The 24,716-nt window shown below is 50.5% G+C and carries 23 protein-coding genes; 15 read left to right on the top strand and 8 right to left on the bottom strand.

The annotated features are described in order from the left end of the window. Nucleotides 1–23: 23 nt before the first annotated feature. On the top strand, nt 24–1,100 hold the full coding sequence (locus AACQ84_RS03555) for a hypothetical protein (RefSeq protein ID WP_012306330.1): 1,077 nt from the start codon (nt 24–26) through the stop codon (nt 1,098–1,100). On the opposite strand, the gene AACQ84_RS03550 is transcribed toward AACQ84_RS03555, so the two are convergent. The 4 genes from AACQ84_RS03550 to AACQ84_RS03535 all read right to left on the bottom strand — a co-directional run bounded on the left by AACQ84_RS03550 (nt 1,097) and on the right by AACQ84_RS03535 (nt 6,215). Then, nucleotides 1,097–1,654 carry a hypothetical protein gene (locus AACQ84_RS03550; protein WP_012306329.1) on the bottom strand — a complete coding sequence of 186 codons (558 nt, stop codon included), beginning with the start codon at nt 1,652–1,654 and terminating at the stop codon, nt 1,097–1,099. The genes AACQ84_RS03555 and AACQ84_RS03550 overlap by 4 nt on opposite strands. A gap of 8 nt (nt 1,655–1,662) precedes the next feature. Beyond that, nucleotides 1,663–2,901, bottom strand: coding sequence for a type II secretion system F family protein (locus AACQ84_RS03545; protein ID WP_012306328.1), 1,239 nt, complete (start codon nt 2,899–2,901; stop codon nt 1,663–1,665). 66 nt (nt 2,902–2,967) lie between these two features. Continuing rightward, nucleotides 2,968–4,074, bottom strand: coding sequence for a type IV pilus twitching motility protein PilT (locus AACQ84_RS03540; protein ID WP_012306326.1), 1,107 nt, complete (start codon nt 4,072–4,074; stop codon nt 2,968–2,970). A 119-nt stretch (nt 4,075–4,193) separates the two neighbouring features. Beyond that, nucleotides 4,194–6,215: a GspE/PulE family protein gene (locus AACQ84_RS03535; protein WP_012306325.1), complete on the bottom strand. Its 2,022-nt coding sequence runs from the start codon at nt 6,213–6,215 to the stop codon at nt 4,194–4,196. Nucleotides 6,216–6,624: 409 nt separating this feature from the next. Here AACQ84_RS03535 and grpE point away from each other — a divergent pair, with 409 nt between their 5' ends. The 12 genes from grpE to rimK all read left to right on the top strand — a co-directional run bounded on the left by grpE (nt 6,625) and on the right by rimK (nt 19,254). Continuing rightward, a complete protein-coding gene (gene grpE, locus AACQ84_RS03530) occupies nt 6,625–7,374 on the top strand; it encodes a nucleotide exchange factor GrpE (protein ID WP_012306324.1) in 750 nt (249 codons plus the stop codon). A 116-nt stretch (nt 7,375–7,490) separates the two neighbouring features. Beyond that, nucleotides 7,491–9,446 (top strand): molecular chaperone DnaK, encoded by a 1,956-nt coding sequence (gene dnaK / locus AACQ84_RS03525; protein WP_012306323.1) that lies wholly within the window; start codon nt 7,491–7,493, stop codon nt 9,444–9,446. A 121-nt stretch (nt 9,447–9,567) separates the two neighbouring features. Beyond that, on the top strand, nt 9,568–10,704 hold the full coding sequence (dnaJ, locus tag AACQ84_RS03520; RefSeq protein WP_012306322.1) for a molecular chaperone DnaJ: 1,137 nt from the start codon (nt 9,568–9,570) through the stop codon (nt 10,702–10,704). Continuing rightward, nucleotides 10,701–10,955, top strand: coding sequence for a sulfurtransferase TusA family protein (locus tag AACQ84_RS03515; RefSeq protein WP_012306321.1), 255 nt, complete (start codon nt 10,701–10,703; stop codon nt 10,953–10,955). Before dnaJ ends, AACQ84_RS03515 begins: the two co-directional genes overlap by 4 nt. Beyond that, nucleotides 10,931–12,028 (top strand): small ribosomal subunit biogenesis GTPase RsgA, encoded by a 1,098-nt coding sequence (gene rsgA, locus AACQ84_RS03510; RefSeq protein WP_012306320.1) that lies wholly within the window; start codon nt 10,931–10,933, stop codon nt 12,026–12,028. The genes AACQ84_RS03515 and rsgA overlap by 25 nt, the downstream gene beginning before the upstream one ends. A gap of 46 nt (nt 12,029–12,074) precedes the next feature. Beyond that, nucleotides 12,075–13,463, top strand: a complete 1,389-nt coding sequence (locus AACQ84_RS03505; protein WP_012306319.1) for an IctB family putative bicarbonate transporter — start codon at nt 12,075–12,077, stop codon at nt 13,461–13,463. Nucleotides 13,464–13,616: 153 nt separating this feature from the next. Further along, complete coding sequence (locus tag AACQ84_RS03500) at nt 13,617–15,827, top strand: ATP-binding protein (protein ID WP_049761557.1); 2,211 nt, start codon at nt 13,617–13,619, stop codon at nt 15,825–15,827. 91 nt (nt 15,828–15,918) lie between these two features. Then, complete coding sequence (locus tag AACQ84_RS03495) at nt 15,919–16,440, top strand: hypothetical protein (protein ID WP_041443363.1); 522 nt, start codon at nt 15,919–15,921, stop codon at nt 16,438–16,440. A gap of 82 nt (nt 16,441–16,522) precedes the next feature. Beyond that, nucleotides 16,523–17,056, top strand: a complete 534-nt coding sequence (locus AACQ84_RS03490) for a DUF4330 domain-containing protein (RefSeq protein WP_012306316.1) — start codon at nt 16,523–16,525, stop codon at nt 17,054–17,056. Between the two features lie 10 nt (nt 17,057–17,066). Next, nucleotides 17,067–17,849 (top strand): ABC transporter permease, encoded by a 783-nt coding sequence (locus AACQ84_RS03485; protein WP_012306315.1) that lies wholly within the window; start codon nt 17,067–17,069, stop codon nt 17,847–17,849. Between the two features lie 44 nt (nt 17,850–17,893). Beyond that, nucleotides 17,894–18,352: an ATP-dependent zinc protease family protein gene (locus AACQ84_RS03480; protein WP_012306314.1), complete on the top strand. Its 459-nt coding sequence runs from the start codon at nt 17,894–17,896 to the stop codon at nt 18,350–18,352. After that, on the top strand, nt 18,349–19,254 hold the full coding sequence (rimK, locus tag AACQ84_RS03475; RefSeq protein ID WP_012306313.1) for a 30S ribosomal protein S6--L-glutamate ligase: 906 nt from the start codon (nt 18,349–18,351) through the stop codon (nt 19,252–19,254). The genes AACQ84_RS03480 and rimK overlap by 4 nt, the downstream gene beginning before the upstream one ends. A 22-nt stretch (nt 19,255–19,276) precedes the next feature. Here the strand turns inward: rimK and AACQ84_RS03470 are convergent, their stop codons facing one another. After that, complete coding sequence (locus AACQ84_RS03470; protein ID WP_012306312.1) at nt 19,277–20,161, bottom strand: alpha/beta hydrolase; 885 nt, start codon at nt 20,159–20,161, stop codon at nt 19,277–19,279. Nucleotides 20,162–20,477: 316 nt separating this feature from the next. Between AACQ84_RS03470 and AACQ84_RS03465 the strand changes: the two genes are divergently transcribed. Next, entirely contained in the window at nt 20,478–20,906 is a 429-nt protein-coding gene (locus AACQ84_RS03465) for a photosystem I reaction center subunit II PsaD (protein ID WP_012306311.1), read from the top strand. Between the two features lie 215 nt (nt 20,907–21,121). Further along, entirely contained in the window at nt 21,122–22,642 is a 1,521-nt protein-coding gene (trpE, locus tag AACQ84_RS03460) for an anthranilate synthase component I (RefSeq protein WP_012306310.1), read from the top strand. A gap of 22 nt (nt 22,643–22,664) precedes the next feature. Here trpE and AACQ84_RS03455 read toward each other — a convergent pair whose 3' ends face one another. From AACQ84_RS03455 to AACQ84_RS03445, 3 genes are all read right to left on the bottom strand, one after another. Further along, nucleotides 22,665–23,474 (bottom strand): MOSC domain-containing protein, encoded by an 810-nt coding sequence (locus AACQ84_RS03455; protein WP_012306309.1) that lies wholly within the window; start codon nt 23,472–23,474, stop codon nt 22,665–22,667. Nucleotides 23,475–23,477: 3 nt separating this feature from the next. After that, on the bottom strand, nt 23,478–23,855 hold the full coding sequence (locus AACQ84_RS03450; protein WP_041443776.1) for a DUF1823 family protein: 378 nt from the start codon (nt 23,853–23,855) through the stop codon (nt 23,478–23,480). A gap of 157 nt (nt 23,856–24,012) precedes the next feature. Beyond that, nucleotides 24,013–24,681 (bottom strand): protein-L-isoaspartate(D-aspartate) O-methyltransferase, encoded by a 669-nt coding sequence (locus AACQ84_RS03445; RefSeq protein ID WP_012306307.1) that lies wholly within the window; start codon nt 24,679–24,681, stop codon nt 24,013–24,015. Nucleotides 24,682–24,716 lie beyond the last annotated feature (35 nt).

Below are 24,716 nucleotides of genomic sequence, written 5' to 3'. Positions count from 1 at the left end.
TTTCAACGATTGCGGAAGGTTCTATGCGTCCTGTTTTGTATTTGGCGATTACGAGTCATGGGTTTGGCCATGTGGTGCGGGTGGCTTCGGTGGCGGCCCAGGTGCAGAAATTACTGCCCGATGTATTGCTGATTTTTGTGACGACAGCGCCCCACTGGTTGATTCGCAGTTATGTCAAAGGAGATTTTATTCAGCGGCCGAAACGGTTGGACGTGGGGGTGATTCAGGCGGACAGTTTCTCCATGGACTACGACGCAACCCTAGAAAAATTGCGGGAAATTCGCCGGCGATCGCCCCGGATTATTGCGGGCGAAGTGGACTTTTTACGGTTAAATCGTGCCCAGTTAGTCCTCGCTGATTTGCCGCCCCTGGCGATTCCCATTGCCCATGGTGCCGAGATTCCCTGTTGGTGTATGGGAAATTTTGGTTGGGATTTTATTTACCGTGCTTGGGGTGGAGAATTTATTCCCGAAGCCGATTGGATTACAGAGCCTTATCGTGAAGGCGATCGCCTGTTTCGTTTACCGCTGCACGAACCCATGGGGAATTTTGCAAACGTTACCGATGTGGGACTGACGGGCGGCGATCCGCAATATGATCTGGCAGCCCTGCGGGAAAAATTTCAATTAACTCATCCCAAGGAAAAAACTATTCTTCTCAGTTTTGGCGGCCTCGGTTTTGCCGGAATGCCCTATGAAGCCTTGGCGCAATTTCCTGATTATCAATTTATTAGCTTCGACCGTAACGCCCCCGATTTAGCAAATCTCCGCAAAATTACAGAGACCCAATACCGCCCCGTTGACTTCATGCCCCTGTGCGATCGCATTATTTCCAAACCGGGCTTTAGTACCTACGCCGAAGCCCTGCGCCTCGATCTTCCCGTTGTGACCTTGCCTAGGGATGATTTTGCCGAAGGGCCAATTTTAATTAAAAACCTCCAACAATATGGCCACCACCAAATTTTAGATCCAGAGCAATTTGCCCAGGGTGATTGGGATTTTCTCCGGGAATCACCCCAACCGCCCCAAGGCAATCAACCCATCGATAAGACGGGCACAAAGGCGATCGCCCAAGCCATTGCCGAATTTCTCAGCCATTAATTTCCCGTAACAAAAACCTCAGGTACAGACTCCGGTTCAGGAAACGGTGATTCCCCCAGGACAAAGGGGAGATGCGCCCCCGTAAGTCCCTTAATAATGTGCTCAGGGGTTGTCGGGAACACCACAAACAAAGGGTGAATTTGGGCCGGAAGATTACTGATCATGTGGGCCTCCGACTCTGGCATTAACCACTCGTAATCTTGATCAAGGTAAACCTGGGTATGACGCCAGCGCAGCAATAGCTCTGAAAAAGTTTCCCCAGGCCGATGGATAAACACCATAATTTCGGCATCTAGCTTAATTTGCCACTCCGGATCACAGGTCAAAATCGCCAGATCACAGGGCAAAATTAAGGTTTTTGGAGTGGAATGCTGTTCATTTCTGCTGAGGTGGCGCATCACCGGCAGCGGCATCACAATTAAACTCCCCTCAGGACGCCGGACACTGGGTACCAAAGAAAGGTAAGGGCGATGTTGCTTCAGTAAGGCGATCGCCGTTTGTCGATCACTGTAGGCCGCTAAAAGCGTTTCATACTGACTTTGCTGTCCGGTCATCGTTTGTTCTAACCCAAATCTTCAAATACCTTAAACATCGGCAGATACATCGATAGCAAAATAACACCAACCATCGCTGCAATAATCACCATCATCGCTGGTTCTAAAATACTGGTCAGCGCCTTCACGGTCTGCTCTACTTCATCTTCGTAGAAATCTGCCACCTTCATCATCATGCTATCTAATTCCCCTGTTTCCTCACCAATGGTCATCATTTGAATCGCAAGGATCGGAAAAACCCGGTCGCGATCGAGGGCAACACTTAACATCCCCCCTTCTTGAATTTCAGACTTGGCATCATTAATCGCCTTGGCAATGACCACATTCCCCGCCGTTGCCCCGACAATATCAAAGGAATTGAGGATCGGCACCCCAGACCGGGTTAATGTCCCGAAGATCCGACAGAACCGAGCCACCGCATTTTTCCGGAGCAAATCCCCAAACAGAGGCAATTTGAGTAACAAAGAATCAATTTGCCACCGCCCCATTTCGGTGTTGTAGTAGCGGCGGATCGCAAAAAAGAGAATATTGGCACCAATAATCATCAGGAGCACATTCCCAAAGGGCATTGGTAATAATCCTTCGCTAGTCCGCAGAAAGTTACTGATCCCCATCATGATGATCGTTAAAGCCGGCAGTTCTGTGCCAATACTTTCAAAAATATCGGCAAAAACCGGAATCAAAAAAACGGTCATCCCAAAGAACACCGCCACCGCCAAAAATGCCACAGCCATTGGGTAGGTCATGGCTGATTTGATTTGGTTTTCCAGTTTGGCCATGTCTTCGAGTACCTTCGCCAAACGGTTTAGGACTTCATCGAGTACCCCACCAATTTCACCGGCTTCTACCATGCTGACATACAGGGTATCGAAGCATTCTTCGTGGGGTCGCATCGCGTCGGAAAGATTCACCCCCTGCTGAACTTCGGCCTTGATGGCAGTGAGGGCTTTACGCATCTTGATGTTGGAGTGGTTTTCTCCCAAGATGCTTAGACAACGAACGATCGCCACCCCAGCATTGATCATCACCGCAAATTGTCGCGAAAATACGGCTTTATCTTTGATGGAAACTTTCGCGAGGGCTTCTTCTAAAAACGAGAGATCGATTTCCCCCGGCTTCATGATCTTGCCCACTTCTGGATAGCGCGTCGCTAGCATGGTGCGGGCTTGTTCGGGGGAATTGGCTTCGATTTTTTCTTTTAGCTTTTGACCGTTGCGATCAACGACTTGTGCGACATACTGTGCCATGGCTTTCGTTCACTGGGAAAAATGGAATAAAGGGTGTCTTTTGCCAGCTTAACTGACAATATTTATTTAGCGACGTTTTGCGGTTGGGCTAGCCCCCAAGGCTCCCCCAACGAGTCGTTGTAGTTCATCGGGTTTACCACTCTTCGACAGGGCTTCTTCAAAGGTAACGGTGCCTGTGGCCACTAAACCCGCCAGGGCTTGCTCCATGGTTTGCATGCCGAGTTTCATTCCCGTTTGGATTGCTGAGTAGACCTGGGCGCTTTTTCCTTCACGAATCAGGTTGGCGATCGCCGGGGTGACAACCATAATTTCTTGGGCCATAGAGCGCCCGAATTCACCGGGTTTCGGATTCGCTTTTTTCACTAGACATTGACTAAAAACAGCCAAGAGAGAGTTGGAGAGCATCGCCCGAATTTGGGGCTGTTGAATCGGCGGGAACACATCTAACATCCGGTCGATGGTGCTGGCGGCGGAGTTGGTGTGGAGCGTCCCGAAAACCAAGTGCCCAGTTTCAGCGGCGGAGATAGCCAAGGAGATGGTTTCGAGATCCCGCATTTCCCCGACGAGGATGATGTCTGGATCTTCCCGGAGCGCGGCCCGGAGCGCATTGGCAAAGCTTTTCGTGTCTTCTCCCTTTTGCCGTTGGTGGAAGAGGCTTTTGTGGTTTGGGAAAACGTATTCAATGGGGTCTTCGACGGTGAGGATATGTTCGGCACGGGTGCGGTTGATCAAATCCAACATCGCAGCCATGGTGGTGGTTTTCCCGGAACCCGTTTGGCCCGTAACCAGCACCAAACCCCGGGGACGCTCGGCCATTTCCCGCACAATATCGGGTAAACCGAGTTGATCAAAGTTGGGAATTTTCGAGGACAAGGCCCGCAGGCAAGCGGCATAACAGCCCCGTTCTTTGTAGACATTGACCCGGAAGCGCGCGAGTCCTTTCACGCCATAGGAACAGTCTAGTTCCCAATTTTGCTCGAGGTCTTTGCGTTGGGTGTTGTTGAGCATACTGAAGATGAGCTTTTGGGCATCTTGGGCGGAGAGGGGCTCGTCATTAATGGGGCCAAGTTTCCCACTGACTCGGAAGTAAACGGGGGCACCGGCCTGGATGTGCATATCGGAGCCGCCCATTTCTACGAGTTGCTCCATGAGGTCTTCGATCATGTAATCCATTGGCTTGTTACTCCTTGGGCGATCGCCTGGGATAGGAAAGAAAAAAGTTGGGGTGAAAGATTGTCGCTGCCATTATTCTGCCCAAAAGGCGATCGCCAGGGAACAGAGAGTGAAGAGTCTTAACTAAAGCGGGGCGTCATACAGTAGGGACAATCTAGCCAATCCGGCTGCAACTCAGCATTACAGGTGTCACAAACCAAGCCCGTCTTTCGTTTCGCCTTTAGTTCTGCCTCAAGGCCAGAATCAGTAAAGGTAACACGGTCTACCTCCTCAAAGGTCGTATGGCCTTCTTTGACCAACTCCAAACTGTAGGCCAAGATACTCAACATGCCCTCTTGCACTGCCACTTCTTTGATCATGTCCGTGGTGGCCCCGGTATTAATCAACCGTTCAATTTCTTCACTATTTTGCATAAACTCATAGACCCCCACCCGGCCTTTGTAGCCGCCGCCGCCACATTTAGGACAGAGACTGCCGGCTTCTTTGGCCATTTGGATTTGCTCTGGCGTCAGGGTATTGGCCCGGTACACCGTTAAAGGATGGCGATCATTACTGGAAAGGCCGTAGCGTGCCAGCTCTTCCACTGTGGGCTGATAGGGGATGCGGCATTCCCCACAAACCCGTCGCATCAAGCGCTGGGCCAGAACTCCCAGGAGTGACCCGGAAATCATAAAGGGTTCAACTCCCATCTCATCTAGACGGGCGATCGCCCCTGGAGCATCATTGGTGTGGAGAGTCGTTAGTACCAAGTGCCCCGTTAAAGCCGCCTCAATGGCTGTTTTTGCCGTTTCCTTATCCCGGGTTTCTCCCACAAGAATGACATCTGGATCCTGCCGCAAAAATGCCCGCAAAATTGACGCAAAATCCATCCCCTTTTCCCGGATGACCTGCACCTGGGTAATGCCCGGCAAAGTATATTCAATGGGGTCTTCTGCGGTACTGATGTTGATGCCCGGCTCGTTGCGCTCCGCCAGAATTGAATACAAAGTTGTTGATTTTCCTGAGCCTGTTGGCCCCGTCACCAAAATTAGACCAAATGGCCGCTGGGCCATTTCCCGCACCTGCCCCAGAATATTTTGGTTGGTAATTAACAAATCCAAGCCCAACTGGGTTGAAGAATTATCGAGAATCCGTAAAACAATTTTTTCGCCGTAGCGACTGGGTAAGCTATTGACCCGAAAGTCCACCTTGCGCCCCTTAAACATCCGCCGAATCCGACCATCCTGAGGTACACGACGTTCCGCAATGTCTAGGTCCGCCATAATTTTAAACCGGGCCGTTACCGCCGGCACAATCCGTTTGGGCAGCGGATCAAAAGCATATTGCAGAACCCCATCTTTACGGAAACGAATCCGCAGATCATTTTCTTGGGGTTCGATGTGAATATCTGAGGCCCCTTCCTGGAGAGCTTTAAGTAGCACTTTATTGACAAGTTTGATCACCGGAGCAGAGCTAGCCTGATTTTCATTCATCAGGTCGGCGCTTTCTTCTTCCTGCTCGTCTAATTCCCCGGCTACACCGAGATCAAGATCTTCGATATCAACTGCTTTTTTCAGTTCTGCTGCTTCGGCGGCCTTGGCTGCTTGTTCCTGCTGTTGGATTTGAATCTGGACTTGCTGTTCTAAATAGCCATCTAGCACCTGACGATAGTCGTCTTCTGTGATCACGATGCGCCGTAACGTCAGATTTTGCAGGCGAAAAAGACGGTTTAAATCATCTTGGGCGGCTAGGTTATCGGGCTCTACCATCGCCACAATCACTTCATCTTGAACCCGCCGGATCGGAAGGAGACGGTGGCGGCGACATAATTCTACGGGCACGAGGGAATTGATCAACTCGCCCATCTGATCGATGTCAATTTTTTGAACTTCTGGGTCAATGGAATTGAGACCGTAGAGGATCTTCAGTTCAAAGAGATGATGCTTTTTGTACTGTCGGACTAGCTCAGGGGACAGGGCTTTCCCGGTTAGTTCTTCGACAATGGCCGTGAGGGGGCGTCCACTACGCCGGGTTTCAACGAGGGCTTTTTCCATCTGTTGATGGTCTACAACTCCCTGTTGAATGAGCTTGTTGCCGAAAGGAGAGAAATCATTGCGGAGGGCAAGGGCTCTTGTCCGTTTGGGAAGGGAAGAGTGGGTCATAGGAAAAACCAGACAGCATTGGCAAATGACGGCAGACTAGGCAAAAAAGAAAAGCGGGATAGTTGTTGGCAATATGATGATTCGTAGTTCAATGCTGAATGTAGCAGAAAGAATCTGCTTTTTGGGATCAAGGGGATCGGTCGGGGCTTAATAATGGCAACTGTCTGTGTCGGTTACGATGCCAGGGTTGTTTCTTCCTAATATAGCGGTTGCTTGAAGTTTTATTCTTTTTACCTGGGAAAGACGGGATCCATAGGGGACAATGTTACATTTGGTAATGTTAAAAGACCTATATTTGATGTTTTTACTCTAGGTTAGGCGATCGCCCACCATCACTACTAGGATAGAAACGACTAAAAACATCGATATAACCCAATAGCCAATCCTAAAACAACTAGTTCAAGCAACCATGGTAGAAGACGCGAAAAATCTTGATAGCCCAATTGATCCAGGAAGCACGCCCGAGTCTGTTTCCGACGAGGCCCCCGAGACAACCATCGAGTCTAACCTTGGGGAGGATGCCACAACGATCGAAGCTCAAGGAGAAACAAACACCGATACCGCAGATCAAGCCCCTGACCAGGAGGTCGATGACACGCCCCTCGATGGTGCCGAACTAGAAGCTGTCATTGCCGCTCTCCAGCAGGAGGTCAGTACCCTGCGCCAACAGCTCAGTACCCAAAGTCAACAAACCGAAAATTTCAAAAGCCAATATATGCGGATCGCCGCCGATTTTGAAAATTTCCGCAAGCGTACCAGCAAAGAAAAAGAAGAAATGGAATTGCGAATCAAGTGCAATACCGTCAATGAAATCTTGGGCGCCGTTGACAACTTTGAGCGGGCCAGATTGCAGATCAAGCCCTCCACCGATGGCGAAATGACAATCCACAAAAGCTATCAAGGGGTCTATAAACAACTTGTCGATGGATTGAAAAAAATTGGTGTCTCTGCCATGCGTCCAGAAGGAGAAGAATTTGATCCCAATTTCCACGAGGCGATCTTCCAAGAACCCACCAGTGAGCACCCAGAAGGCACTGTGATTGAGCAGGTCGTGCGTGGCTATCTTTTAGGAGACATGGTGTTACGCCATGCCATGGTTAAGGTTGCCGCCGCGCCTGAGGAACCCCCCAGCGGTGAAACCAGCACCAGTGAAAGTTAAGGGTTAAACCCAATTTTTGCGATGGGGCCTATAGACATAAACTGTTGTAGTTCCTGGCCCCAGACAAAATCTTCAGTAGTATTGAAAAAATCCTTATCGTCTTTCGGCCGCGAACCATGGGCAAAGTAATTGGCATCGATCTTGGCACTACCAATAGCTGTGTTTCTGTCCTTGAGGGCGGTAATCCCCTTGTCATTACCAACGCAGAAGGGGCACGGACTACGCCAAGTATTGTTGGTTTTGGCAAAAGCGATATTCGCCTCGTGGGTCAATTGGCAAAACGCCAGAGCGTAACCAATGCCGAAAACACAGTCTATAGTATCAAGCGGTTCATTGGCCGTCGCTGGGATGATACGGAACAAGAACGCCGTCGGGTTCCTTACAAATGTGTTAAAGGAAAGGACGATACCGTTGATGTCGCGGTACGGAAACAGGTTTTTACGCCCCAAGAAATTTCAGCAATGGTGCTCCAAAAGCTCAAGGCCGATGCAGAGGCGTTTTTAGGGGAGGAAGTTTTTCAAGCTGTCATCACCGTGCCAGCCTACTTTACCGATGCCCAACGTCAAGCCACCAAAGATGCCGGAACGATCGCCGGTCTTGAAGTGCTGCGAATTATCAATGAACCGACCGCTGCGGCCCTTGCCTATGGCCTAGACAAACAAGACCAAGAACAATTTATCCTCGTGTTTGACCTTGGGGGCGGCACCTTCGATGTTTCCATCCTGCAGTTGGGAGACGGGGTGTTTGAGGTCAAGGCGACCTCTGGAAACAATCAACTGGGTGGTGATGATTTCGACAACGCCATTGTGGAATGGATGGTTGAACGGTTTCAGCAACTCGAAGGCATTGATCTAAGTAGCGATAAGATGGCCCTCCAACGGCTCCGGGAAGCGGCAGAAAAGGCCAAGATTGAGTTGTCTAGCACCATTACGACATCCATTAATTTGCCGTTTATCACGGCCGATGACACTGGCCCTAAGCACTTTGAAATTGATTTGAGTCGCTCGAAGTTTGAGGAATTAGCCAAAGATTACATTGAGGCAACCCTCCGCCCTGTAGAACAAGCCCTAAAAGATGCAGAATTAACGGTCGATAATATTGATCGGATTATTTTGGTGGGGGGTTCCACGCGCATCCCCGCAGTCCAGCAGGCGATTCAAGGTTTTTTCCATGGCAAACAAATTGATCGTTCTGTAAATCCTGACGAGGCGATCGCCATTGGGGCCGCAATCCAAGCCGGTGTCCTAAACGGTGAAGTGAAAGACGTTCTCCTCCTTGATGTCACCCCCATTTCCCTCGGCATCGAAACCCTCGGCGAAGTCTTTACCAAAATCATTGACCGTAACACCACCCTGCCAACCAACAATTCCCAAGTTTTTTCCACCGCCACCGACGGCCAAACTTCTGTAGAAATCCATGTTCTGCAAGGTGAGCGCGCCCTCGCAAAAGACAATAAAAGTCTAGGAAAATTTCTGCTCACAGGGATTCCCCCTGCTCCCCGGGGCTTGCCTCAAATTGAAGTTAGCTTCGAAATTGATGTCAACGGCATTTTGCAAGTGTCCGCCCAGGATCGCGGTACCGGCAAAGAACAGGGCATTAAAATCACCAATACCGGTGGCCTTGACCCCGCTGAAATCGAAGCAATGCGCGCCGAAGCCACAAAGTACGCCGAACAAGACCGCCAACGTCTCCAAGTAGTTGATCTCCAAAACCAAGCCGATAGCCTCTTCTACAGCCTTGATGCCACCCTGCGAGAAAATAGCGAATTGTTAACCAATGAAGTTAAAACCCAACTAATCCAAAAACGCGCTGTTTTAGAACAATCCTTTACCGACCGTTCCTTCTCGACCGCAGAAATTCGCCGTCTACTCGAAGACTTCAAGACCGCACTCCTGGCCATTGGTTCAAAACTCTATGACCGCGAAGGCGATACACCGATCTATCGCCCCATCTCAGTGACCCCTGTGCCAACCACTGCCGACGATGATTTAATTGAATTTCCCACCGAAGCTGGTGTTGTCATTGAAAATGGCGAAGGCAATATTACTGGGGATTATGAAACCATTGATTGATTGGGTTATGGCTAAACCTTGACCCAGATAACACATCTATTCCCCATAACACTTTTCAGGTTTTCCCAGTTCAAGTTAAGATTGGTAAAGGCTAGATTGTGCTCGTTATTAGAAAAGGTTTATGGCAGGCGACTTTTACGAAATTCTTGGTGTCTCCCGTGATTGTGGGAAAGATGAACTCAAGCGGGCTTATCGTCGTCTAGCTCGTCAATATCACCCAGATGTTAATAAAGACCCTGGGGCCGAAGAAAAATTTAAAGAAATTAACCGCGCCTATGAAGTCCTCTCGGAACCGGAAACCCGAGCCCGCTATGATCGCTTTGGTGAAGCTGGTGTCTCTGGGGCAGGTGCTGCTGGGGCTGACTATGGCGACATGGGCGGCTTTGCTGATATTTTTGAGACCATTTTCAGCGGGTTTGGTGGTATGGGCACTGGTGCCACCGGGGGCGGCCGCCGACGCAGTGGGCCGATGCGGGGCGATGATCTCCGCCTAGACCTAAAGCTCGACTTTAAAGAAGCGATTTTTGGGGGCGAAAAGGAAATCCGTATTCCCCACCTAGAGACCTGTAAAACGTGCAGTGGCTCTGGAGCAAAGGCTGGTACTTCGGCAAATACCTGCGGCACTTGTAATGGCACTGGCCAAGTGCGGCGGGCGACCCGGACCCCCTTCGGTAGTTTTGCTCAAGTTTCCGTCTGTCCGACCTGTAATGGGGAAGGGCAAGTGATCGCCGAGAAGTGTGAATCCTGTGGTGGTGCTGGTCGCAAACAAGAAACGAAAAAGCTCAAAATCACGATTCCTGCCGGGGTTGATAGTGGCACACGACTGCGGGTATCGCGGGAAGGTGATGCTGGCGTTAAAGGTGGCCCCCCTGGGGATCTTTACGTTTACCTAGCCGTCAATGCGGATAAAGAGTTCCGCCGCGACGGTACGAATATTCTTTCAGAAATTGAAATTAGCTATCTCCAGGCGATCCTTGGGGATACGGTGAAAGTAAAAACCGTTGACGGCACAGAAGATTTAACGATTCCAGCGGGCTTACAGCCCAATAAAGTCCTTATTTTGGAAGGAAAAGGGGTGCCTAAACTGGGTAATCCAGTGAGTCGTGGCGATCATTTGATTACGGTAAAAGTCATGATTCCAACAAAAGTAAGTCGGGAAGAAAAAGAACTGTTGCACCAATTGGCGAAATTAAAGGGCACTGAACATAGCAAAGGTGGCTTTGAAGGGTTATTGGGGAACCTATTCCATAACAAATGAGTAATCCGCAAGCATTAGAGGCAGACGCACGGTTAGATTTGCGAGGGACTCCCTGCCCGATTAATTTTGTGCGCACAAAGTTACAACTTAAGAAAATGGCTCCCAATGCCCTGCTAGAGGTGTGGCTTGATGCGGGGGAACCCATGGAGCAAGTGCCTGATAGTTTGACGATGGAAGGGTATTTGGTAGAAAAGGCGATCGCCCAACCGGAGGGCCACTACGTATTATGGGTACGTTGTCCGGCGACATGAGTGGTGGCTTAGTCCCAGAGAACTACCAGGGAACCGTAACGGCGGTTCAGGCAAACTTTTACCATGTGCAACTCCAAGCTGGGGCAGGACATTTGCTCTGTACAAGGCGAGCCCGCTTAAAAAAAATTGGTCAACGGGTCATGGTGGGAGACCAGGTCATCGTTGAAGAAGTTGATTTTCAAGATAGACGGGGAGCGATCGCCCAGGTTTTATCCCGCCGCACCGTTTTAGATCGACCCCCTGTAGCCAATGCCGACCAACTCTTACTGGTGTTTGCCCTAGCGGAACCATCCCTTGATCCCTGGCAACTGAGTCGCTTCTTAATCAAAGCAGAATCAACGGGGTTGCCGTTATTATTGGGTCTCAATAAACAAGATTTACTCTCTAAAAAAGAACAACATACCTGGGCTGAACGCTTACAGGAATGGGGCTATCGGGCTGTCTTTTTTAGTGTGCTCCAGGATGCTGGCATTGCCGCCCTAGAAGCCAGTCTTAAGGATAAAATCACCGTGGTGGCTGGGCCTTCGGGGGTGGGAAAATCAAGTCTGATCAACCGCTTAATTCCCCAGGTAGAGCTACGGGTGGGCGAAGTTTCAGGCAAATTGCAGCGGGGACGACACACAACCCGCCATGTGGAACTATTTCCACTGCCCCAGGGGGGACTTTTGGCCGATAGTCCTGGATTTAATCAGCCGGATTGGTCGGTGCTGCCCCAGGATTTGGGGGGATATTTCCCAGAAATTCGTGCCCAACTCAAACAAGAAAATTGCCAGTTCAAGGATTGTTTACACCTGCAGGAACCCAACTGTGCGGTGGGACGGGATTGGGAACGCTATGAGATCTATGAAAAATTTCTCGAAGAGGCGATCGCCTACCGTGAAACCCAGCAGCAGCAACGGGATGAAGAAGAACACCTCAAGATCAAAATTACAGCGGCGGGCAAACAAATCCACGAGCCGAAACTAGCGACCAAAAAATATCGACGAACTTCCCGGCGGGAACGGCACCAAAATTTAAAAGATCTATACGAAAAGCAATCCCTCGATGAGTTGTATGGGAACGACGACGGCTAAATCTCTTTTACAATGAACAGTTACACAATACTGAGGTTGATGGTTCATGGCGGCAGTGTGGCAGCAGATTCTCTTTTTGCGCTTTCCCTTTGAGCCTTGGTTACGGGCCAGTGTCAGTTACCGGGTGTTTGGACTTTTGCAGGGCTGGCGGGGCGGCAGTTTGCTATTGCAGTGGGCAGAACCCCTGGGGGCAATGATTCTCTGTGTATTGTTGGTGGCAGCGCCCTTTGTCTCGACAACCTTAATCGGATTTTTGCTGTTGGCCTGTGCGGGCTATTGGATTTTGCTAAGTCTGTCTGATCTGCCCCTGGGACGGGTGACGGGAATTCATCTTTTGGTTGCGCTGTATGGGGGCATCGCGGCGATCGCCACGGTCTTGTCGCCAGTTAAGGGGGCGGCCCTGTCTGGGTTGGTGCAGTTGTTGCTATATATGATTTTCTTTGCGTTTTGTGCGCGGGTCTTGCGATCGCCCAAAATTCTCGCGGCGGTCATTTGGGTGTATTTAATGGTGTCCCTGGTGGTGAGTGGCTATGGTATTCGTCAGGAATTTTTTGGGGTAGAACAGTTGGCCACCTGGAACGATCCCTTGTCGGAGTTTGCCAATGATACACGGGTTTACAGTTACCTAGGCAACCCGAATCTTTTGGCGGGTTATCTCCTGGGGGCGATCGCCTTTAGTGGCGTAGCGATGCTGATTTGGCGCACCAAGATCCAGAAAACTTTAGCAGCGGTCATGTTTGTAACCAATGCGGCTTGCTTATTTTTTACCGATAGTCGGGGGGGCTGGCTGGCGATGGTGGGAGCGGCCATTGTGGGGGGATTATTACTCTACAGTTGGTATGGCGATCGCCTCAGTCCTTTTTGGCGTAAATGGTTGCTGCCCCTGTGTTTCGGCTTTGGGGCGGGGTTACTACTCATTGCGGTATTGGGCGTTGATGCCATTCGCCTACGGTTGTTGAGTATTTTTTCCTGGCGGGGCGATAGTAGTAATAATTTCCGGATTAATGTGTGGTTGGCGGTGCTGCGGATGATTGGCGATCGCCCCCTGCTGGGGATTGGGCCAGGCCATGATGCCTTTAATGCGGTGTACCCCCAGTATATGGAAAGTCGTTTTTCGGCCCTGAGTGCCTATTCAATTTTTCTGGAGACCGCTGTGGAAACTGGTTTACTGGGTTTGACCACATTTGTGTGGCTGCTGATCAATATCTTTAGCCAAGCTTTACAAAGCCTTAAAGACTTTCAGTCCCAGCATAAAATAGAAGGACTATGGTTAGTTGGGGCGATCGCCGCGATGACAGGACTGTTGATCCAGGGCCTCTTTGATACCGTTTGGTATCGTCCCCAGGTCAATACCCTCTGGTGGTTGATGGTGGGCATTATTGCCGCCCAGATCCCCCCGTGCCAACCCACTGGAAGAGACAACCCCAGCCCTTAATCTAGATTATTTTTTCTGGCTGAGCTACCGGGGAACTTTTTGTCCCGTGGTTTCAGCGTGCGGCCTGAAATTTTGATCTACATCTGCTCTTTGGAGAGGAGCGGTCTGATTTTTCTTCCCATTATCTCCTGCCCTGAGGTTTGCAATTTTGTCATGATTTTAGTCGGTGAGCACCAAGCCCATTTCCTTGAATTTTTCCTGGAGACCCTCCGGGGTATTGCCGCAGTGCAGGTTGCCCCCAGCGCCGCCCATCTGTCGGCTTTGGCGATCGCCAATCATCCAGAACTGATCATTGTGAACCTCGATTTTGTGTCCCGTCCGGAGCGCAAACTGTTTGCCCAGCTTAAAAGTGATCTGCACAGCCGCGATATCCCCCTGATTATTACCACCACGGATATCCATGCCCAAACCCGGGCCGAGGCTTTCTCGTTTGGGGCCGATGATGTGTTGCTATTGCCCTGCACCAGCACCGAATTACAAAAACGTGTCCAACAACAACTTAACCACAAACATCTCCAAGCCCTGTGGTCAAACCAAACCGAGCAACTGCAACGGACAATCACCCGCCAAAGAATTCTCCGCGTCGTGATCAATCGGATTCGTCGTACCCTCAACCTCAACGAAATTTTTCAGAGCACGACTAAAGAAATCCATGATGCCCTGCACTGTGACCGGGTGGTGATCTACAAGTTTAACCCCGACTGGAGTGGTCACTTTGTAGCTGAGGCCATGTCTCCCCAATGGCGATCGCTGATGAATGACGCCAGTGCGCGACAGCGTGAACTCCTAAAATATTCCGCAGTGCGTGATGACCGTTGTATTGTCAAAGTTTTTGAAAGTGAGCTACCGGGCTGGGTAGAAGATACCTATCTCCAGGAAACCCAGGGGGGGATTTATCGTCAAGGCAATACCTACCGGGCAGTCCATGATATTTACAAAGCCGGGTTTCCTCCCTGTTACATCGAGCTCCTCGAAAACTTCCAAGCCAAAGCCTATATCACCCTACCGATTTTTCTAGGCGATCGCCTTTGGGGACTCCTCGGCATCTACCAAAACAACGCCCCCCGCACCTGGCTTACCGAGGAAATTGAAATGCTGCGGCAGATCGCCACCCAACTGGGTGTGGCCCTCCAACAGGCCAAACTCCTAGAAACCCTACAGGCAGCCAAGGAAGAGGCAGAAAAGGCAAACCAAGCAAAAAGTCAATTTTTGGCCAATATGAGCCATGAACTCCGCACACCCCTCAGCGCCATTTTGGGGTTTACGGAGCTACTCACGGGGGATACTAACCTCACTTCTGATCAACTCGAATCCCTCGACATCATTACCCAGAGTGCCCAGCACCTGCTGAACCTGATCAACGATATTCTCTCCCTCTCAAAAATTGAGGCCGGGGAGACCAGCGTCCTTCGAGAAGCCTTTAATCTCGTTGAAGCTCTCAATGTTATCTACGATTTTGTTGTCCTTGCGGCGAAACAAAAGCAACTAGAACTGATCTTTGAGCGTGATGCCAATGTACCGGAGGTGATTTACCTCGATGAAAAAAAGCTCAAGCAAGTCTTAATTAATCTCTTGAGTAATGCCATTAAATTTACTGAGGTGGGTCGCGTTACCCTCAAAATTACCTATGATGCCCACCAACAGAACTTACACTTTGCGGTAATTGATACGGGGCCTGGCATCCCAGAACATGAGCAGAACAAATTATTTCAGGTTTTTCAGCAAACCAGCACAGGAATCCGTTCGCGCCAAGGTACGGGCCTGGGCCTCGCCATCAGTCAGCAGTTGGTACAGCTCATGGGGGGAGAGATCCGGGTAACAACGGCAGAAAATCAGGGTAGTTGCTTTTGGTTTGAGCTGTCCCTCGCCTCGCCAGAAAAAGATCAAGCAGACATTTCAATTCAGGCTTTTGTAGAACACACGGGGCGATCGCCCAAAATTTTGCTCCTCAAGGATCAAGTCGAGCAGCGGGAATTACTCTGTCAGCGACTGGCCAGGGCTGGTATCGAAACCCAGGCGATCGCCATGGAAGCAATCTCCAATCACCCATGGCAACAATGGACACCAGACCTAATTTTGGTTGACCTGAAACTGGCCTCCGTCAATGGTGCGGAGATCTTGAGCAATATCCAACAACAGCTCCAAACAGTCCCCCTAACCGAAGACCCAAAACTCATCGTGATTACCGCTGATATCTTTCAAAATCAGCAAGATGAGCATTCGCGGTTAGCTTGTGATGACATTATTTATCACCCGGTCTCTTTGGAGGAACTTCTAGGTAAGGTTGCCCATCATTTAGAGCAACATAGGGGAATCTTGAATCCCGTTGATGCCCACCCAAAATCACAAACCTCCCCGTCCTAAATCCAGTTCGTTATGCTGAAGTTACCAGCGATTACCTTGTTTTAATCCCCTTGGCCTAAAGGCTACTAATCTTTAAATTTTGTCACCGCCGATGGCTTCTACTTCCCCGAAAAAACAACCGCCTCGCCTGATCACTTTTAAACAACTCATTAAAACCCACCATGGTCGCGCTTATTTCCTGGGTGGTAGTTGCTTGGCGATGTTAACCCTCAGTAGTGTGGGCTTCGCAACCCTGGTCAATCCTCGGGTGCCAATTCCGGTGGTGGATAGTCTTTTGGGACAATTGCCAGCCCAGACAGCGGCGCGGGTTTTGGAGGAAACGGAATCCCCATCATCCCAAACGATCAGTGGTGCGGACGCCCCCCCGGCAACAACAACGCCGCCACCCGCCGAGACTAATGCTCAGACAAATTCCCCTGGGGGAGAACCGTCCGTGTTACCCCTCTGGATTTATGGAGTCATTGTGCTTTGTGCTCTGGTGGGGCCTTCTCTATTTACCTATGCCCTTTACCGACTCTATCAACAGTCCCGACGACGGCCTCAACTACAGAGACAAGCCTCCCCGGAAGTTGGGCGATCGCCGCTGCCGATGTCCCCTCCCCAAGACGGTTAAGGGCGAATTTATCGGGGGACGGCGGCCACCTCCCCTATAATGTGGAGGGTTAAAAAAACTTTTAGTGTATTTCCACAAACATATGGCTCTGTTGGATTCAAAAGGGCGTCTTTTCGGCAAAGTGAGCATCCTCGATCTGGGGGCACTTCTGATCATTCTCGGCGTAGTTTTTGGTATTTTTTTCCTCCCCGGTCGTTCGGGTTCCGTGGCCCAAATTGGGTCAGCCATGGAAGCGATCGAGGTGGAAGTCCTGGTGCGGGGTCTGAGTGTGAAGTCCCCAGAGACCTTTGTGGCAGAATTTCAAGGGTCTGAAACGACCTCCATCGTGATCCGCAATCAACCCTTTGCGAATGTCGGCATTAAGTCCATTGAGCTGTTGCCCCGGACAACCCCTGTGCCCCAGCCGGACGGCTCTGTTTTACCGTTGAATGATCCCCGTCCTGAGGTACAGAATATTGGGGATTTTCGGATTGTGTTAACCAGCGAAGCCCAGAAAACAGATAATGGCTATGTTTTTGGCAACAACAAGGTCAAAATTGGCCATACCTTGCGCCTTGAGGGGTTTAATTACGATTTCAATGGCAGCGTGATTGATATCCGGGCAGTGGAGAAATAGGCTCGACTCCATGGGCAAGTATTGGCGCATTTTAGGACTGTTTTGGAGTACGGCGATCGCCGCCGAATTGGAGTATCGTTTAAATTTTTTCATTGCGGCCCTCAGTAGTGTGGGGAATTTGGCGGGCAGCCTGTTCAGCCTCTTTTTGTTTTACCGCACGGGGTATCAATTTTCCGGTTGGACTTGGCAAGAGGCGATGCTGGTGGTGGGCATGTTTACCCTCTTGCAGGGGGTGGCCAATACTTTTTTTTCGCCGAATCTCAACCGGATCGTGCAACAGGTACAGGAAGGCACCCTCGATTTTGTGCTGCTCAAGCCCATCAGTAGTCAATTTTGGCTCTCGGCGCGGATGATTTCCCCCTGGGGCTTGCCTGACTTGGTTTTAGGACTGGGAATTTTGGTCTACATCGGGCTGCAGTTGGGTCTGTCACCGCTCAATTATGTGTTGAGTCTGGTTCCCATCGGGTTTGGGATGTTGATCCTCTACAGCCTCTGGTTTATGTTGGGGGCAACGAGTATCTGGTTTGTGAAAATTTATAATGTCACCGAGGTGCTGCGGGGTTTCCTTGAGGCGGGGCGTTACCCGATTGTGGCCTATCCGGGGGTCTTTCGTTTTTTCTTTACCTTCATTGTCCCCATTGTTTTTTTAACGACCATTCCTGCGGAAACCATGTTGGGGCGATCGCCTCTGGGGTGGATTGCTGGTGCCGGTTGTTTGGGCCTGCTGCTGCTGTTATTGTCTAATGTGGTGTGGCGGTTTGCCCTACGGTTTTATACCAGTGCTTCTAGCTGAAGCCTTAGCAAGAATTTAAACTTTGTCTCCTAGACTGCCGTTGTATGAAAAGAAAACCCATCCTATCGACCATTGGTTGGCGAGAATGTGTGGCGCTCCCGGATTTTCAGATCCCCGTGATTCGCGCCAAAATTGACACCGGTGCTGGCTCCTCTTCGATCCATGCCACCCGCATTCACTATTTTCACCAAGGCGATCGCGAGATGGTTCGTTTCCAAATTCACCCCCACCAGCACAATATCCATGACACCGTTACCATAGAAGCCCCTTTGGTCGAACACCGCAGCATCAAAAGTTCCAATGGCCAAAAGCAACTGCGGCCCGTCATCGAAACCCATGTTCAACTAGGCGAACACCGTTGGCTCATTGAACTCAATCTCACCAATCGCTCCTTAATGGGTTATCGGATGCTCCTTGGACGCCAGGCCCTGCGCAAACGATTCCTCGTTGATGTGAGCAAATCTTTTCTCCAAAGCCAACCGGATCATCCCCACCAACCATGAAAATTGCTATTCTCTCCCAAGATCCAAAACTCTATTCCACCCGTCGTCTCCGGGAAGCCGCCGAAAATCGCCACCACGACGTCCAGGTGATTAATTTCATGCGCTGCTACATGAACATCACTTCCCATCAACCCTTTGTCATTTACCAGGGGCAGCGGTTAGAAAATTTTGACGCGATTATTCCTCGCATTGGAGCATCGGCCACCTTTTACGGTACGGCGGTGGTGCGTCAGTTTGAAGTGATGGGAGGGTTTAGTGCCAATACATCCCAGGCGATTTCTCGGTCCCGCGATAAACTGCGATCGCTGCAAATTTTAGCCCGCAAAGGCATTGGACTCCCGGTGACAGGCTTTGCCCACGCGACCCAGGACATTGATGGCCTCATCGAAACCGTGGGTGGTGCTCCTGTCGTCATTAAACTTTTAGAAGGCACCCAGGGTATTGGTGTGGTGCTCGCGGAAACCCACCAGGCCGCCAAATCCGTGATCGAAGCCTTTCGGGGGTTGGATGCCAACATTTTGGTGCAAGAATACATCGCCGAAGCCAAGGGCACGGATATCCGCTGTTTTGTGGTGGGCGAGAAAGTCGTGGCGGCAATGAAGCGCCAGGGAGCAGAGGGAGAATTTCGGTCTAATTTGCACCGGGGCGGCAAAGCGGACAAAGTTCGACTCACCCCCGAAGAGCGCAGTACCGCTGTCCGGGCCGCTAAAGCGATGGGATTGCGGGTCGCCGGGGTAGATTTGTTGCGCTCAAACCATGGGCCTTTGGTGATGGAAATTAACTCTTCACCGGGATTAGAAGGCATCGAAAAAACCACCGGGGTTGATGTGGCCGGAAAAATTATTGAATATCTCGAAAAGAATGCCGCTCCTGGGAAAACCACCGATCGCATTCAGTATTAGAGGTCAGATTTTTGCCCACGGGCTAGAAGAAAAGCTGCAAAATTGTCTCAAGGCGATCGCCCCAGGCAAGTTCATCGTGGCGACCAAGGGGATCTTCAAGGGTAAAAAGATTCACATTTTCTTGGTATTGGAACTCTTCGATTAAAAGCGATCGCATTTCTTGGCCCCGTAATCTCGCCCGGGCCTCCTGGTGCTGGGTATCAGCCATTAAACCCCAGTCTAGGTAAATTTTGGGGCGCAGTTCAGGATTGCTCAAAACGGGAGTCGCGGCAAAAACCAACGCCGAATTTTCAAGGGATATTTTAAAAGCCCCATCCAAACCATTTATGGACATTGGGTTTGCCTCCAGTCCCAGCCAAAAAGAGGGGGATAAAGCGGCCACTTGGGGAAACTGGCGGGGGTGCTGGGTAGCCGTGTAAAAAGCAGCCAACCCGCCTTGGGCAGCACCGACGATGAGCGTTTGATCGGTTTGGGTGCGGTATTGCTCATCGATAAAGGGTTTCAGTCCTTTGGCAAGATAACGACTGTAATCCCCTAGGCCACCACCTTGATCCGGGATATGGGAATATTCGTAGGCACGATCATTGGGGCAAATGGCCACGACAATCAGTTTTTGCAATTGCTCCCGTAGATACAGTCGACTCAAGCGTTCTGCCACCTGCCAACATTGACCAAAATTCCCATCGGGGAAAAAAATATGGTCGCCATCGTTGCAGTAAAGTACGGGCAGGCGATCGCCAGTTACTTCATAATCTCGTGGTAAAAAGACATGGATTTTGCGGGGTTGATCAAAATGCGCCCCAAAACCCTTGAGTTGCAACTGATCATAGGTATGGAAAAAACCGCCCCAATGGCCCTGATCATGGAACCAAGCCCGTTGTCCACCTTTGTAAAATTCTTCTGCCATAGATGTTCTTTAACCTGCTGGGTTCAACCCATCCCCTAACCCAAAAATTCCAAAAACAACGGATGCTCACCTTCTACTAAGCCTAGGTTTTGCAGTGGAAAAAAGGGGATTTTCTCGCATTCTAGTGGCTTTTGCCAGAAACTTTTGCCCCTAGGGCCATTCCCACCAAAACAGTCCCTAAAGGATGATAAATTTGCCTGTCTGCTTCCCTTACAAATAGAAAATAACTGTTACAGTTCTTGACACTTGATCTATGGCGTAGGGGTCTGGTGATAGCATTTGCGAAACACCCTTTATTTAATAAAGATTTTTGAGCATGTCTAACGAGCTTACTGGAAAAACACCGAAATTCGGTGGCAGCACGGGTGGTCTACTCGCCGCTGCTGAACGGGAGGAAAAATACGCCATCACCTGGTCTAGCGCAAAAGAGCAGGTTTTTGAACTGCCCACCGGTGGTGCAGCGGTCATGAACGAAGGCGATAACCTCATGTACTTTGCCCGCAAGGAACAGTGCCTTGCCCTCGGGACTCAGCTGAAAACACAATTTAAGCCCAAGATTACCGACTATAAGATTTACCGTGTCTTCCCCTCCGGCGAAACTCAGTTCCTCTATCCTCTCGATGGTGTACCTTCTGAGAAGGTAAACGAAGGTCGCGAATACAAAGGGAAAGTTGACCGCAATATCGGGAGCAACCCCGAACCGGCAACCCTGAAGTTTTCTGGTGTGGCCCCCTACGAAGCCTAGATTTTTACCACAACAGTTCGGGCGGAAGTTGACAGTTTTAGTTTGAGTTATGAAGGCTTTCTTGGTGGCGGCGATTAGCCCAGACCGATGAAGAAAGTCTGTTATGATGAAAAGCTGAACAAAAGGCTTCCGCTTCTTTGTGTCTAGCTCTATTTTTACTTTTATCTACCGTCCCAGCGGCCCTCCATGTGCCCCAGGCGACCGACGCATTTCCTATGATTTTTCCTGATTTCGAGCAGTTTCGGCATCTCAGTCAACAGGGTAATTTTATTCCGGTCTATCAGGAGTGGGTGGCGGATCTCGAAACGCCAGTGTCGGCTTGGTACAAGGTTTGTGCAGATCAACCCTACAATTTTCTGTTGGAGTCCGTTGAGGGGGGCGAAAATATTGGTCGCTATAGTTTCCTCGGTTGCGATCCGGTTTGGGTCTTAGAAAATAAAGGCGATCGCACCACGCAAAAATTCCGTGATGGGGCTGTCCAAGAATTTAGCGGCAATCCCTTTGATGTGTTGGCCCAATGTCTCGCCAGCATTAAGCCTGTCCAACTGTCGGAATTACCACCGGGGATTGGTGGTCTATTTGGGATGTGGGGCTATGAGTTGATGCGCTGGATCGAACCACGGGTGCCGGTGTACGAACGCCAAGAAGAGGATCTACCCGATGGCCTCTGGATGCAAATTGATAGCTTGATCATTTTTGACCAAGTTAAACGCAAGATTTGGGTCATCACCTATGCTGACCTGCGGGATCCGGCGGTGCCCCTAGAAGAAGCCTACCTAAATGCCTGCGATCGCGTGACGAAATTAGTCCTCAAGCTCAAGTTGCCTTTGCCTGTTGCCGCCAAACCCTTAGAATGGCTCGCCAACCCAGACGGGGAAGCCCTCAAGTACGAAAGCAACACTTCCCAAGCACAGTTTTGCCAGAACGTCGCCAAGGCAAAGGAATACATTAAGGCCGGAGATATTTTTCAGGTGGTGCTTTCCCAGCGGCTCCAGACGAGCTACGAAGGCCATCCCTTTGATCTCTACCGTTCCCTGCGCCTGATTAACCCTTCTCCCTACATGTCTTTTTACAATTTTGGGGATTGGCAACTCATCGGCTCTAGCCCAGAGATTATGGTCAAAGCCGAGCAAACGCCAGACGGAAAACTCCAGGCGATGCTCCGACCGATTGCGGGCACGCGACGCCGGGGGAAAACCCAAGCTGAGGATTTAGCGTTAGAAAAAGACCTCTTGGCCGACCCTAAGGAAATCGCTGAACACGTGATGCTTGTGGATTTGGGCCGCAATGACCTCGGTCGCGTCTGCGAAAAAGGCACGGTCACAGTTGGGGATTTGATGATCATCGAACGTTATTCTCACGTGATGCACATCGTGAGTAATGTGATGGGAGATTTAGCCCCCGACCAATCGGCTTGGAATTTATTACAGGCTTGTTTTCCCGCCGGAACAGTCAGCGGTGCGCCGAAAATTCGCGCTTTAGAAATTATCAACGAACTGGAACCCGAACGACGTGGCCCCTACTCTGGCGTCTACGGTTACTACGATTTTGAAGGCCAACTGAATACGGCGATTACGATCCGGAGCATGATTGTGCGATCGCAGGGGAATCAGCACCAGGTCTTTGTCCAGGCGGGCGCGGGCATCGTCGCAGACTCCGAGCCGGAACGGGAATACCAAGAAACCCTTGATAAGGCCAGGGGGATGTTGGAAGCGATTCGCTGCCTTCAGGTTTAATGACGTCTGGGGACAGGGAATTTTAAAACATCGTTGAATCCAGGATTACAGCATCTCCCACTGAAATCTTGCCGGAGCTTGTGGGCATGAGGTTAATGCCAAAAAGAATGCCTTTGGCAGTGCGTCGAAAAGTGCCCAGAGTGCGGAGGGGTTCTTGAGTTGGGTGGCGATCGCCTGTGGTTTGATTTGTTGTAATCACAATGCAACGTTCGCAGGGTTTGGCGGTGACAAAGGTCGTGCCACCAATGTCCACAGTCTGCCAATGATCTTCCGCAAAGGGTTGTGCTGTCTCAACCACTAGGTTAGGACGAAACTGATTTATCGAAACGGCTGCCCCTAATTTTTCTTCCAGCAGCTTTAAAGAAGCAGTATTGGTGAGGAGCACCGGATAACCATCGGCAAAACTGACATTTTGGGTCTCCCATAGGGCATATTTTGGGTTAACGGGCCGGGGATGGTCGGGGGATTGGCGCACAAGACGGCAGGGGGTTTGTAGCACCTCCGAAAACCAAGCGGCAGCTTCAGGGCCTTGGTCAAGGGCTTGGGTCTGGTTGCGCCAGATTGTCACGGGTTTGAGGGAGCCTACGGTTTTGGGAGACAGTTTCAGGGGCGAAAAATCATCAAAAGTTAAGGTGAGATTATCCTCTATCATGTGGGGCTTAACCCTGGCCAGTTGGGGATATTGCCGTTGACTGAGAAATTTCCCGTCGGCATCAACAATCATCCATTGGCGATCGCCTTGAAAACCCTGGGTCAAAACTTCCACTGTCTCCAAAGCGATCCCGCCGCAGGACTTCACCGGATAAATCCATAAGGCCGTCACCCGTGCCACTCGCTAAACCTCTAACAAATCGTGTTGGGCCATATAGCTAAGGAGCCAACTGGCCATGGTCGCCCGCCGCGTCAGGCGCGGAATCAGTTGATCAACTGTGTAGCCCTTAAAGCCCATTTTTTCCTTGAGCAGAGCCTTATAGGGTTTGGGGATCGAGCGGGTCAGTTGCACCGTGGGGGGACGTTCCTCAATGAACTTAGGTGGTTCTGGATATTTTTCGGCCCAGGCTGGATCAACTTGGTCAAGATTCCAGCATTTTTGAGTTTCATCGTAACGGTAGCCGAGGTAATGCCAGACCAACTGATGGAGCGTTTCATCCTCAAGGCGATCGTCAATGATTTGCTGAATAGTGTCCGTTGTTAGGGGAGGCAAAGTCACGATAACAGAAAGAAAAAGTGTAGAGAAAGCTGGTTCAATTTTAGGCGATCGCCTCCACAAAATATGTGGCCGTTGCGCCGGATTCCCAAACCGTCTAGGTCACTCTCCAGGAAGTCTCGATGCGAGCAATAGAGATGGGACAATTCCTATCCAAATTTACTCAAAATCCGTAGCTGTGACCCTGGAGTGGCACAAACCGCACAGCGATCGCCTTTTCCATTTCCAAGTCAGTGCTGGTTTTGTGGAGGACTTCAAGGCGTTGGCCGACGGTGCCCACAGGTATTACCAGGTGACCGCCCACGGCCAATTGTTGCAGTAACGGTTGGGGCCGATGGTCTGGGGCCGCCGTAACAAGGATCGCGTCGTAGGGAGCAAATTCTGACCAGCCCTGGTAACCGTCACCAATCTTGTAGTGAATATTCTGATAGCCCAATGCTTCGAGGCGATCGCGGGCTTGCCGGGCTAATTCGGGCACAACTTCAACGGTAAAAACTTCCTGGGCAATTTCGGCGAGGATCGCCGCTTGATAACCGCACCCCGTACCAATTTCTAAAACTTTGCTGCTGGGCGTCAGGTGGGCCGCCTCGGTCATGTAGGCGACGATATAGGGCTGGGAAATAGTTTGGCCATAGCCGATGGTAAGGGGTTGATCGGCGTAGGCGAGATTTTGGAGAGAATCAGGCACAAAGCGATGCCGGGGCACTTGCTGGAGCGCGGCTAAGACAGCTGGATCGTTCACGCCCCTGGCGATAATTTGCTGCTTAACCATCCGCTGACGTAAAGCAACGGTGGGATCGGCACAGAAATCATTGGTGGGTGGAAGATCCATGGTCGCTGGCGAGGATCATTTCAGTATGAATCCTT

Origin of the sequence: Picosynechococcus sp. PCC 7002 (genome assembly GCF_963860125.1) — a bacterium.
GTDB lineage: Bacteria > Cyanobacteriota > Cyanobacteriia > Cyanobacteriales > MRBY01 > MRBY01.
The sequence above is the reverse complement of the archived record's forward strand: the minus strand, read 5'-3'. Positions and strand labels throughout refer to the sequence as shown.